General features: G+C 43.1%; 13 protein-coding genes. All 13 read left to right on the forward strand.

The window, feature by feature from the left end:
• Window positions 1-6: 6 nt before the first annotated feature.
• Window positions 7-906 carry a GTPase Era gene (gene era, locus ACIY19_RS01880; protein WP_000143280.1) on the forward strand — a complete coding sequence of 300 codons (900 nt, stop codon included), beginning with the start codon at window positions 7-9 and terminating at the stop codon, window positions 904-906.
• Window positions 907-954: 48 nt separating this feature from the next.
• Window positions 955-1779 carry a DNA-formamidopyrimidine glycosylase gene (gene mutM, locus ACIY19_RS01885; protein WP_001114611.1) on the forward strand — a complete coding sequence of 275 codons (825 nt, stop codon included), beginning with the start codon at window positions 955-957 and terminating at the stop codon, window positions 1777-1779.
• Entirely contained in the window at window positions 1779-2384 is a 606-nt protein-coding gene (gene coaE / locus ACIY19_RS01890) for a dephospho-CoA kinase (protein ID WP_409002550.1), read from the forward strand. Before mutM ends, coaE begins: the two co-directional genes overlap by 1 nt.
• Window positions 2371-3570 (forward strand): multidrug efflux MFS transporter, encoded by a 1200-nt coding sequence (locus ACIY19_RS01895; RefSeq protein ID WP_409002551.1) that lies wholly within the window; start codon window positions 2371-2373, stop codon window positions 3568-3570. Before coaE ends, ACIY19_RS01895 begins: the two co-directional genes overlap by 14 nt.
• Window positions 3570-3719: a 50S ribosomal protein L33 gene (gene rpmG / locus ACIY19_RS01900; protein ID WP_007519517.1), complete on the forward strand. Its 150-nt coding sequence runs from the start codon at window positions 3570-3572 to the stop codon at window positions 3717-3719. Before ACIY19_RS01895 ends, rpmG begins: the two co-directional genes overlap by 1 nt.
• A gap of 39 nt (window positions 3720-3758) precedes the next feature.
• Window positions 3759-3992 (forward strand): preprotein translocase subunit SecG, encoded by a 234-nt coding sequence (gene secG / locus ACIY19_RS01905; protein WP_000282517.1) that lies wholly within the window; start codon window positions 3759-3761, stop codon window positions 3990-3992.
• 249 nt (window positions 3993-4241) lie between these two features.
• Complete coding sequence (rnr, locus tag ACIY19_RS01910; protein WP_409002552.1) at window positions 4242-6596, forward strand: ribonuclease R; 2355 nt, start codon at window positions 4242-4244, stop codon at window positions 6594-6596.
• A complete protein-coding gene (smpB, locus tag ACIY19_RS01915) occupies window positions 6559-7026 on the forward strand; it encodes an SsrA-binding protein SmpB (RefSeq protein ID WP_409002553.1) in 468 nt (155 codons plus the stop codon). The genes rnr and smpB overlap by 38 nt, the downstream gene beginning before the upstream one ends.
• A 14-nt stretch (window positions 7027-7040) precedes the next feature.
• Window positions 7041-7901, forward strand: coding sequence for an SAM-dependent methyltransferase TehB (gene tehB, locus ACIY19_RS01920; RefSeq protein ID WP_084878083.1), 861 nt, complete (start codon window positions 7041-7043; stop codon window positions 7899-7901).
• 177 nt (window positions 7902-8078) lie between these two features.
• On the forward strand, window positions 8079-9227 hold the full coding sequence (locus ACIY19_RS01925) for a hypothetical protein (RefSeq protein WP_409002554.1): 1149 nt from the start codon (window positions 8079-8081) through the stop codon (window positions 9225-9227).
• Window positions 9228-9301: 74 nt separating this feature from the next.
• Window positions 9302-10258 carry a competence protein CoiA gene (locus tag ACIY19_RS01930; RefSeq protein ID WP_409002555.1) on the forward strand — a complete coding sequence of 319 codons (957 nt, stop codon included), beginning with the start codon at window positions 9302-9304 and terminating at the stop codon, window positions 10256-10258.
• 18 nt (window positions 10259-10276) lie between these two features.
• Window positions 10277-12079 (forward strand): oligoendopeptidase F, encoded by a 1803-nt coding sequence (pepF, locus tag ACIY19_RS01935; protein ID WP_409002556.1) that lies wholly within the window; start codon window positions 10277-10279, stop codon window positions 12077-12079.
• Between the two features lies 1 nt (window position 12080).
• Window positions 12081-12794: an O-methyltransferase gene (locus ACIY19_RS01940; RefSeq protein ID WP_083312825.1), complete on the forward strand. Its 714-nt coding sequence runs from the start codon at window positions 12081-12083 to the stop codon at window positions 12792-12794.
• The last annotated feature ends 37 nt before the right edge of the window (window positions 12795-12831 follow it).

Consider the following 12831-nt stretch of genomic DNA (forward strand, 5'->3'; position numbering starts at 1 on the left):
GAAATTATGACATTTAAATCAGGCTTTGTAGCTATTTTGGGACGTCCCAATGTTGGGAAGTCAACCTTTTTGAATCACGTCATGGGGCAAAAGATTGCCATTATGAGTGACAAAGCGCAAACAACGCGCAATAAAATCATGGGGATTTACACAACGGATAAGGAGCAAATCGTCTTTATTGACACACCAGGAATTCACAAGCCTAAGACGGCTCTTGGAGATTTCATGGTGGAATCTGCATATAGTACTCTGCGTGAAGTGGATACGGTTCTATTCATGGTGCCAGCTGATGAGCCACGTGGTAAGGGCGACGACATGATTATCGAGCGTCTGAAAGCTGCCAAGGTTCCTGTGATTCTGGTGGTGAATAAGATTGACAAGGTTCATCCAGACCAGCTTTTGTCTCAGATTGATGACTTCCGTAACCAGATGGACTTCAAGGAAATCGTTCCTATCTCAGCTCTTCAGGGAAATAACGTTTCTCGTCTAATCGATATTTTGAGTGAAAATCTAGAGGAAGGGTTCCAGTATTTCCCAGCTGATCAAATCACAGATCATCCTGAGCGTTTCTTGGTTTCAGAAATGATTCGTGAGAAGGTTCTTCATTTGACACGTGAAGAGATTCCACACTCAGTTGCCGTAGTGGTTGACTCTATGAAACGGGATGAAGAGACAGACAAGGTTCACATTCGTGCAACTATCATGGTCGAGCGTGATAGCCAAAAAGGAATTATCATCGGAAAAGGTGGCGCTATGCTCAAGAAAATAGGGACCATGGCCCGTCGTGATATCGAACTCATGCTAGGGGACAAGGTTTTCCTAGAAACTTGGGTCAAGGTCAAGAAAAACTGGCGTGATAAAAAGCTAGATTTGGCTGACTTTGGCTATAATGAAAAAGAATACTAAGTAGAGGTGGGCTCATGCCTGCTTCTTGTTTTTACAGAAGGAGGATTTATGCCTGAATTACCTGAGGTTGAAACGGTTCGTCGTGGCTTAGAAAAATTGATCTTGGGAAAGAAGATTTCTAATATAGAGATTACTTATCCCAAGATGATCAAGACGGATTTGAAAGAGTTTCAAAAGGAAGTGCCTGGTCAAGTAATTGAGTCCATGGGGCGTCGTGGAAAATATTTGCTTTTCTACTTGACAGACAAGGTCTTGATTTCCCATCTGCGGATGGAGGGAAAGTATTTTTACTATCCGGACCAAGTTCCAGAACGTAAACACGCCCATGTTTTCTTCCATTTTGAGGATGGCGGCACTCTTGTATATGAGGACGTACGCAAGTTTGGTACTATGGAACTGCTGGCACCCGACCTTTTGGATGCCTACTTTGTATCTAAAAAACTAGGGCCTGAGCCAAGAGAGCAGGACTTTGATTTGCAGGTCTTTCAAGCTGCTCTATCCAAGTCTAAAAAGCCTATCAAATCCCATCTCCTAGACCAGACCTTGGTAGCTGGCCTTGGCAATATCTATGTGGATGAGGTTCTCTGGCGAGCTCAGGTTCATCCAGCAAGACCTTCCCAGACTTTGACAGCAGAAGAAGCGACAGCTATTCATGACCAGACCATTGCTGTTTTGGGGCAGGCTGTTGAAAAAGGCGGCTCCACCATTCGTACCTATACCAATGCCTTTGGGGAAGACGGAACCATGCAGGACTTCCATCAGGTCTATGATAAGACTGGACAAGCGTGTTCCCGCTGTGGGGCAGTGATTGAGAAATTCCAGCTCGGTGGACGAGGAACTCATTTTTGTCCTCAGTGTCAAAGGAGGGACTGATGGGAAAAATCATTGGAATCACAGGAGGAATTGCCTCTGGTAAGTCAACTGTAACAAATTTCCTAAGAGAGAAAGGTTTTCAAGTGGTGGATGCTGACGCAGTCGTCCACCAGCTACAAAAACCTGGTGGTCGTCTTTATCAGCTCTTAGTTCAGCACTTTGGGCAGGAAATTATCTTAGAAAATGGAGAACTCAATCGCCCTCTCCTAGCTAGTCTCATCTTCTCAAATCCTGAGGAGCGGGAATGGTCTAAACAAACCCAAGGGGAGATTATTCGTGAGGAATTGGCTGCACTGAGAGACCAGTTAGCTCAGACAGAAACAGTTTTTTTCATGGATATTCCCCTACTTTTTGAACAGGACTACGCCAACTGGTTTGATGAAACGTGGCTGGTCTATGTGGATCGTGATATCCAAATAGAACGTTTCATGAAACGGGATCATCTTTCTAAGGAAGTAGCAGAGTCCCGTTTGGCCGCCCAATGGTCTTTAGAAGAAAAGAAAAAATTAGCGAGTCATATACTAGATAATAATGGCAGTCGTGATCAGCTTGTGGCTCAAGTAGTGAAGTTACTTGAAGGAGGCGATAGCTGTGCAAGAGATTAGTTGGAAAGAGAATCTTCGTGTCGCCTGGTTCGGTAGTTTTCTAACGGGCGCCAGCATTTCCTTGGTCGTTCCTTTCATGCCTATCTTTGTGGAGCAGTTGGGAATTGAAGGAGACCAAGTTGCTTTTTATGCTGGATTAGCCATCTCAGTTTCGGCTGTTTCAGCAGCTCTAGTTTCTCCCATCTGGGGTATTCTTGCTGACAAGTACGGTCGAAAACCCATGATGATTCGAGCAGGTCTTGCCATGACCATTACGATGGGAGGTTTGGCCTTCGTGCCAAATATCTATTGGCTACTCTTTTTGCGCTTGCTCAATGGTGTATTTACTGGTTTTGTCCCCAATGCAACAGCCTTGATTGCTAGTCAGGTACCGAAAGATAAGTCTGGAGCGGCTCTGGGGACTCTATCTACAGGTGTAGTTGCGGGAACACTGACGGGCCCCTTTGTTGGAGGCTTTATTGCTGAAATTTTTGGCATTCGTAATGTCTTTTTATTGGTAGGTGCTTTCTTATTTTTAGCTGCAATCCTAACCATTTTCTTTATCAAGGAAGATTTTCAACCAGTGGCTAAGGAGAAGGCTATCCCAACGAAAGAAGTATTTTCTTCTTTCAAGTATCCTAGGCTTTTAGTGAATCTATTTTTGACGAGCTTCGTCATTCAATTTTCAGCTCAATCAATTGGTCCCATTCTAGCTCTCTATGTGCGGGACTTAGGGCAGACTGAGAATCTCCTCTTTGTATCAGGATTAATCGTATCCAGCATGGGCTTTTCTAGCATGATGAGTGCTGGAATTCTAGGAAGACTTGGCGATAAGGTAGGGAATCATAGATTGTTAGTTGCAGCGCAGATTTATTCCGTCATCATTTACCTACTTTGTGCCCATGCAACCAGCCCCCTTCAACTTGGCTTGTATCGTTTTCTCTTTGGTTTGGGAACAGGTGCTCTCATACCAGGAGTCAATGCCCTTCTCAGCAAAATGACTCCAAAATCAGGTATTTCAAGGATTTTCGCCTTCAACCAAGTCTTTTTTTACCTTGGTGGAGTGATCGGACCTATGGCGGGATCCGCAGTTGCAGGATATTTGGGCTACCATGCTGTCTTTTATGCGACAGCAGCCTGTGTAGCTTTCAGTTGTTTATGTAACTTAGTGCAATTTAGATCATTATTAAAAGTAAAGGAAATCTAGTGCGAGTAAAAATCAATCTCAAGTGCTCCTCTTGTGGCAGCATGAATTATCTAACCAGTAAGAACTCCAAAACCCATCCAGACAAGATTGAGGTGTTAAAATATTGTCCAAAGGAAAGAAAAGTAACTTTACATCTTGAATCTAAGTAGAATTTATGGTAAAATAATAGGGATTTTAAGGAGTTTGATATGTATAACCTATTATTAACCATTTTATTAGTATTATCTGTTGTGATTGTGATTGCGATTTTCATGCAACCAACTAAGAACCAATCCAGCAATGTATTTGATGCCAGCTCAGGTGATTTGTTTGAACGTAGTAAAGCGCGTGGTTTTGAAGCTGTGATGCAACGTTTGACAGGTATTTTAGTCTTTTTCTGGCTAGCCATTGCCTTAGCATTGACGGTATTATCAAGTAGATAAGAAATGGGCAGGACTAGGTCTTTGCCTATTTTTATTTTTATACTCTTCAAAAATCAAATTCAAACCACGTCAGCGTCGGCTTATCGTATATGTGTTACTGACTTCGTCAGTTCTATCCACAACCTCAAAACGGTATTTTGAGCAACCTGCGACTAGCTTTCTAGTTTGCTCTTTGATTTTTATTGAGTATTAAATGATGTTTGAGAAGGTCTTACAGTAAAAGAAAATTAAAAAATCTAGAAAGAAAACATGAAAGATAAAATTAAAGAATATTTGCAAGAGAAGGGGCGAGTGACGGTAAATGACCTGGCTCAGTCTCTCGGAAAGGATGGGTCCAAGGATTTCCGTGAGTTGATTAAAACCCTGTCTCTGATGGAAAGAAAGCACCAGATCCGTTTTGAAGATGATGGTAGTTTATGTCTGGACCAAAAGAAGAAACATGAAATTACCCTCAAAGGGATTTTTCATGCCCATAAGAATGGCTTTGGCTTTGTCAGTCTAGAAGGCGAAGAGGACGACCTTTTTGTAGGAAAAAACGATGTCAACTATGCCATTGATGGTGATACCGTAGAGGTGGTCATCAAGAAAGTCGCTGACCGTAACAAGGGAACTGCTGCAGAAGCCAAAATTATCGATATCCTAGAGCATAGCCTGACGACAGTTGTCGGACAAATTGTTCTGGATCAGGAAAAGCCCAAGTATGCGGGCTACATTCGTTCAAAGAATCAGAAAATCAGCCAACCGATTTATGTGAAGAAACCAGCTATCAAGTTGGAAGGGACAGAGGTTCTTAAGGTCTTCATAGACAAATACCCAAGTAAGAAACATGATTTCTTTGTCGCTAGTGTGCTCGACGTGGTGGGGCACTCGACTGATGCTGGGATTGACGTTCTTGAAGTCTTGGAATCCATGGATATTGTTTCAGAATTTCCAGAAGCTGTTCTCAAGGAGGCAGAAAGTGTACCAGAAGCTCCATCTCAAAAGGATATGGAAGGGCGTCTTGATTTAAGAGATGAGCTTACCTTTACCATTGACGGTGCGGATGCCAAGGACTTGGACGACGCAGTACACATCAAGCCTTTGAAAAATGGCAATCTAGAACTCGGAGTTCACATCGCGGATGTTTCCTACTATGTGACAGAGGGTTCTGCACTTGACAAGGAAGCCCTTAACCGTGCGACTTCTGTTTATGTGACAGACCGTGTAGTTCCAATGCTCCCAGAACGACTGTCAAATGGTATCTGCTCTCTCAATCCTCAAGTAGATCGCTTGACCCAGTCTGCCATTATGGAAATTGATAAACACGGTCGTGTGGTTCATTACACCATTACCCAAACAGTCATCAAGACTAGTTTTCGTATGACCTATAGCGCTGTTAATGATATCCTAGCAGGTGACGAGGAAAAAAGACAAGAGTTTAAGAAAATTGTTCCTAGTATCGAGCTCATGGCCAAGCTTCATGAAAGGCTAGAAAGTATGCGTGAGAAGCGTGGCGACCTTAACTTTGATACCAGCGAAGCAAAGATTCTAGTGGATAAAAAAGGTAAGCCTGTGGATATCGTTCTTCGCCAACGTGGTATTGCTGAGCGGATGATTGAGTCCTTCATGTTAATTGCTAATGAAACGGTTGCCGAGCACTTTAGCAAGTTGGATCTACCTTTCATCTATCGAATTCACGAGGAGCCCAAAGCTGAAAAAGTTCAGAAGTTTATTGACTATGCTTCAAGCTTTGGTTTGCGGATTTATGGGACTGCCAGTGAGATTAGCCAGGAGGCGCTTCAAGACATCATGCGTGCTGTTGAGGGAGAACCCTATGCGGATGTATTGTCCATGATGCTTCTCCGATCCATGCAACAAGCTCGCTATTCAGAGCACAATCACGGTCACTATGGTCTTGCTGCCGACTATTACACTCACTTTACCAGTCCTATTCGCCGTTATCCAGATCTCCTTGTCCACCGTATGATTCGGGATTACGGCCGTTCTAAGGAAATAGCAGAGCATTTTGAGCAAGTGATTCCAGAGATTGCAACCCAGTCTTCCAACCGTGAACGTCGTGCCATCGAGGCGGAGCGTGAAGTCGAAGCCATGAAAAAGGCTGAGTACATGGAAGAATACGTGGGAGAAGAGTACGATGCAGTTGTATCCAGCATTGTCAAGTTCGGTCTCTTTGTCGAATTGCCAAATACAGTTGAAGGCTTGATTCACATTACCAATCTACCTGAATTTTATCATTTCAACGAACGGGATTTGACTCTCCGTGGGGAGAAATCGGGCATAACTTTCAGTGTAGGTCAGCAGATTCGCATTCGAGTTGAAAGAGCCGATAAGATGACAGGTGAAATTGACTTCTCTTATATCCCAAGTGAGTTTGATGTCATCGAAAAAGGTTTGAAACAAGCTGGGCGCAAAGATAGAGGTCGTGGCTCAAGTCGTCGTTCAGATAAGAAGGAAGACAAGAGAAAATCAGGGCGCTCAAATGATAAGCACAAGCATTCACAAAAAGATAAAAAGAAAAAAGGCAAGAAACCTTTTTACAAAGAAGTAGCTAAGAAAGGAGCCAAGCATGGCAAAGGGCGAGGGAAAGGTCGTCGCACAAAATAAAAAGGCGCACCACGACTATACAATCGTAGATACGCTAGAGACAGGAATGGTCCTGACCGGAACTGAAATTAAGAGCGTTCGAGCTGCTCGAATCAATCTCAAGGACGGCTTTGCCCAAGTAAAAAATGGGGAAGTCTGGCTGAGCAATGTTCATATCGCTCCTTACGAAGAGGGTAATATCTGGAACCAGGAACCAGAACGCCGTCGTAAACTCCTGCTCCATAAGAAGCAAATTCAAAAATTGGAACAAGAGACCAAAGGGACAGGAATGACCCTTGTTCCCCTCAAAGTCTATCTCAAAGATGGCTATGCCAAGCTTCTTTTAGGACTTGCTAAAGGGAAGCATGACTATGACAAACGGGAGTCGATCAAGCGTCGTGAACAAAACCGCGACATCGCGCGTGTGATGAAAGCTGTCAACCAGCGTTAAGAAGAGGAAGTAAAATGGAAAAATTAATTGCCTATAAACGGATGCCCTTGTGGAATAAACAGACCATGCCTGAAGCAGTTCAGCAAAAGCACAATACCAAGGTCGGCACTTGGGGAAAAATTACTGTCTTGAAGGGGGCACTCAAGTTTATTGAATTGACTGAAGATGGTGAGGTTCTAGCTGAGCACCTCTTTGAGGCAGGGGCTGACAATCCCATGGCGCAACCACAAGCCTGGCACCGAGTGGAAGCTGCCACTGATGATGTAGAATGGTACTTGGAATTTTATTGTAAACCTGAGGATTATTTCCCTAAGAAATACAATACCAATCCAGTCCATTCAGAGGTCCTAGAGGCTATGCAGACGGTGAAACCAGGAAGAGCCTTGGATTTGGGTTGTGGTCAAGGACGTAACTCTCTCTTTCTTGCACAGAATGGTTTTGATGTGACAGCTGTGGATCAAAATGAATTGTCCCTTGAAATCTTGCAAAGCATTGTAGAGCAAGAGGATCTAGACATGCCTGTCGGACTTTATGATATCAATTCAGCCAGCATTAGCCAAGACTATGATTTCATCGTTTCAACAGTTGTTCTCATGTTCCTACAAGCGGACCGCATTCCAGCTATCATCCAAAATATGCAGGAGCATACCACGGTCGGTGGCTATAATCTTATCGTCTGTGCCATGGACACGGAGGATTATCCTTGCTCAGTCAACTTCCCATTCACCTTTAAAGAAGGGGAATTGGCGGACTACTACAAGGATTGGGAATTGGTCAAGTACAATGAAAATCCAGGACATCTGCACCGTCGTGATGAAAATGGCAATCGCATTCAACTACGCTTTGCGACCATGTTAGCCAAAAAAGTCAAGTAAATCAAACTTAACCCAGCGAATAGAAACCACTTTGCAAGGTTTCTATTCGTTTTTGTTTGCGTTGGTTGATTGGGACGAGCAGGATTTTATGCTATACTAGAAGTAGGAAATCAGAGTAGTAGAACTGTGTTGCTGACACTCTCGGCGCAAGAAAGTGTAGATGATGGAGGTGATCAAATGGCGAGTCTTTTGGTGGAATTGTATGATCGGCATGTATTGGAAAAGAATGTCTACCAAGCCTTTATCAGTGATTGTGACGAGATTCTCTTCCTTTCTTTGACGAAAATAAGCAATGAAGAGAAAGTTTCTCTCCGTCAGTTTATCCTAGAAGAAGTCCCCCATATCCAACGAGTGGCCTTTCGTCAGCTATCTTTAGAACAATTAACAGACCAGTTAGATTATTGCCTTGCAGGCTATGACCAAGTTATTCTCGATGTTTTTGGCGGGGATTCACTACTAGCCTTATCTCTCTATCAATATGGCTTGAATCGGGACCTCCCGATTGTTGCCATGGATGTCGAACGAGGAAAACAATACAAGTGGGTGGCTGGTCAGTTAGAAAAAGAAGATTTGGACATTCCAACCCTAAGCATCCAACAGTTGATAGCCTTGCGTGGTGGAAAAATGCTCAAATCAAAACGCCCTATCCACTCAGCTCAGCAAATTGCGGCTATTAAAAAACTAGCCAGCTCTGCCATTGCCAATCCTGCCCACTGGTATCAAGTAACCCAATTTTTCTCTCTAGCTAAGACCAATGACCTGCATACTGAAACCGAAAAGATACTGGAAAACAACGGCAAGTACTACCTCTATCCAGAATCCCTTATCCCTTTACTAGTAGAAGCGGGCATGCTTCGTATTGAAAGCGAGGACAAGTGGCGAGTAAGCTACAGCTTTCCAAGTCAAGAAGCCCAAGTTTTTTGCCGCAACAAGGGGCATATTTTAGAGGTATATCTCTATATCTTAGCGCTTGAATCTCAGCTGTTTGATGAGTGCATGATTGGTGGTGAGATTGATTGGAATGGTATCTTTCCGGAGGCAGACAATGTTCAAAATGAGATTGATGTCATTCTAAGAAAGGGTCGCTCGATTACCTTTATCTCCTGCAAGATGACAGATTTATCAGTTGAAGCCATCAATGAGCTAGAAGTCTATGCCAATCATTTTGCTGGGGAGAGCTGCCTCAAGTTGATTGTTTGTACGGGAAAAATCAATCCCGTTTATGCCAATCGTTGCCAGGAATACGGTGTGCTCGTCATTAGGAGCGAACAAATCCCCAATCTCATTCCCATGCTAAAAAAATACTCTAAGAGGTTTAAAAGGTAGAAAAGTAATATGAAAGGCTGGAATTCCAGTCTTTTTTAGTTCTTTTTCGAATAAATGAGAAAAGGAGGTAGACCATGTTTGTAGCCAGAGATGCCAAGGGGAATTTGGTAAATGCCCTCGAAAAAGATGTGACCAAGCAAGCTTATACTTGTCCAGCCTGTGGAGGCGGACTACGGTTACGCCAAGGACAGAGTATTCGGACGCACTTTGCCCATGAAAGGTTAAGAGATTGCATCGCTATATTCGAGAATGAAAGTCCAGAACACTTGGGCAACAAAGAGGCCCTTTATCACTGGGCCAAGAAAGACTGTCAGGTTGCCTTAGAATATAGTCTGCCTGAGATCCAGCAGATTGCGGATGTTCTCGTCAATGGGAAACTAGCTCTGGAGGTTCAGTGCAGTCCCTTGTCTCAAAAGCTTTTAGGCGACAGAAGTCAAGGCTACCGTAGTCAGGGCTACAAAGTTATTTGGCTACTGGGAGAAAAACTCTGGTTAAAGGAGCGATTAACACAACTGCAAAGGGGATTTCTCTATTTTAGTCAAAATATGGGTTTCTATGTTTGGGAACTAGATTTCAAAAAACAAGTTTTGAGACTCAAATATCTTCTGCATCAGGACCTACGTGGCAAGCTTCATTTTCAGGTCAAGGAATTTCCCTTTGGTCAAGGAAATCTCTTGGAAATTCTACGATTTCCTTATCAGAAACAAAAGCTAGCTAGTCTTACAGTTTCTCAAGATTCAACTATCTGTCACTACATTCGCCAACAGTTGTACTACCAAACGTCCTACTGGATGAAGAAGCAGGAGGCAGCATATCATCAAGGAGACAATCTATTAAACCATCAACTGGACGACTGGTATCCCCAAGTCAGACCAATTGAATCAGGTGATTTTTTGCAGATTGAAACGGATTTGACTAGCTATTATAGAAATTTTCAGGCTTACTATCAAATAAATCCGAAAAATAATCGCCAAAAGCTCTATCCACCAGCCTTTTATCACTTATATTTCTCAAAAAATGTGGTAAAATAGAAAGGATGGAGGAATCTTATGGTATTACAACGACATGAAATAAGTGAAAAAGATACATGGGATCTTTCAACAATCTACCCAACAGACCAGGCTTGGGAAGAAACCTTGAAAGATTTAACTGAAAAAGTACAAACAGCATCTCAGTATGAGGGACATCTCTTAGACAGCGCAGACAGTTTGCTTGAGATCACAGAATTTTCACTTGATTTGGAACGCCAAGTTGAAAAGCTTTATGTCTATGCACATATGAAAAATGACCAGGACACGCGTGAATCCAAGTATCAAGAGTACTATGCTAAGGCAATGACCCTATACAGTCAGTTAGAACAAGCCTTTTCATTCTATGAACCTGAGTTTATGGAGATTAGCGAAGAGCAGTATGCGGCCTTCCTAGAAGCTCAACCAAAACTCCAAGTTTACAAACACTTTTTTGACAAGCTCTTGCAAAAGAAAGACCATGTTCTTTCGCAACGTGAGGAAGAATTGCTTGCTGGAGCAGGAGAAATCTTTGGTTCTGCTAGTGAAACCTTCGCTATTTTGGACAATGCGGATATTAGCTTCCCATACGTGCTTGATGACGAAGGCAAGGAAGTGCAACTTTCACACGGTACTTACATCCGTTTGATGGAGTCTAAAAACCGTGAAGTGCGTCGTGGTGCCTATGAAGCCCTTTATGCGACATATGAGCAATTCCAACACACTTATGCTAAGACCTTGCAGACAAATGTTAAGGTGCAAAACTATCGAGCAAAAGTTCGCAACTATAAGAGTGCTCGCCATGCAGCCCTCGCAGCAAACTTTGTTCCAGAAAGTGTCTATGACAATCTAGTAGCAGCAGTTCGCAAGCATTTGCCACTCTTGCATCGTTACCTTAACCTTCGTTCTAAAATCTTGGGGATTTCAGATCTCAAGATGTACGATGTCTACACACCGCTATCTTCAGTAGAATACAGCTTTACTTATGAGGAAGCCTTGAAAAAGGCAGAAGAAGCTTTGGCGGTTTTAGGTGACGACTACTTGAGCCGTGTTAAACGTGCCTTCAGTGAGCGTTGGATTGATGTCTATGAAAACCAAGGCAAGCGTTCTGGTGCCTACTCTGGTGGTTCTTACGATACCAATGCCTTTATGCTTCTCAACTGGCAGGACAATCTAGATAATCTCTTTACCCTTGTCCATGAAACAGGTCACAGTATGCACTCTAGCTATACTCGTGAAACCCAACCTTATGTTTACGGAGATTATTCTATCTTCTTGGCTGAGATTGCCTCAACGACTAACGAAAATATCTTGACAGAGAAATTGTTGGAAGAAGTGGAAGACGATGCAACTCGCTTTGCTATTCTCAATAACTTCCTAGATGGTTTCCGTGGAACAGTTTTCCGTCAAACTCAATTCGCTGAGTTTGAACATGCTATCCACCAAGCAGACCAAAATGGAGAAGTCTTGACAAGTGATTTCCTCAATAAACTCTACGCTGACTTGAACCAAGAGTACTACGGACTCAGCAAGGAAGACAATCCTCAGATCCAATACGAGTGGGCGCGCATTCCACACTTCTACTATAACTACTATGTTTATCAGTATTCAACAGGTTTTGCAGCTGCTTCAGCCTTGGCTGAAAAGATTGTCCATGGTAGTCCAGAAGATCGTGACCGCTATATCGACTATCTCAAAGCAGGTAAGTCAGACTATCCGCTCAATGTCATGAGAAAAGCGGGCGTCGATATGGAGAAGGAAGACTACCTCAACGATGCCTTTGCAGTCTTTGAACGCCGTTTGAATGAGTTTGAAGCCCTTGTTGAAAAATTGGGACTAGCTTAAGATGGTAGAGTCTTACAGTAAAAATGCCAATCACAATATGCGACGTCCCGTCGTCAAGGAAGAAATCGTAGAACTCATGCGCCAGCGTCAAAAGCAGGTGACAGGTTCCTTGAAAGAATTGGAGACCTTCGCTCGCAAGGAAAATATTCCCATCATTCCCCATGAAACGGTCGCGTATTTTCGATTTCTCATGGAGACCATACAGCCCAAGAACATTTTGGAAATTGGGACAGCTATTGGCTTTTCTGCCCTCTTGATGGCAGAACATGCGCCAGATGCAAAGATTACAACCATTGACCGTAATCCTGAGATGATCGGTTTTGCCAAGGAGAACTTTGCCAAGTTTGACAGTCGTAAGCAAATCACTCTTTTAGAGGGAGATGCAGTAGATGTTTTATCTACTCTGACAGAAACTTATGACTTTGTCTTTATGGATTCGGCCAAGTCCAAGTATATCGTCTTTCTGCCTGAAATCCTTAAACATTTGGAAGTCGGTGGAGTAGTGGTCTTGGATGATATTTTTCAAGGAGGAGATGTTGCCAAGGACATCATGGAAGTCCGCCGAGGTCAACGAACCATTTACCGTGGTTTGCAAAGACTTTTCGATGCAACTTTGGACAATCCAGGTCTAACAGCAACTCTAGTTCCGCTTGGAGACGGCATTCTCATGCTACGAAAGAATCTAGCAGAAGTAGAGCTTCCTGAGAGTGAATGATTTTCAGAAAAATTTAAGAAATTATAGTAAAATAGAT

The organism is Streptococcus sp. ST14 (genome assembly GCF_046098195.1).
Lineage (GTDB): Bacteria > Bacillota > Bacilli > Lactobacillales > Streptococcaceae > Streptococcus.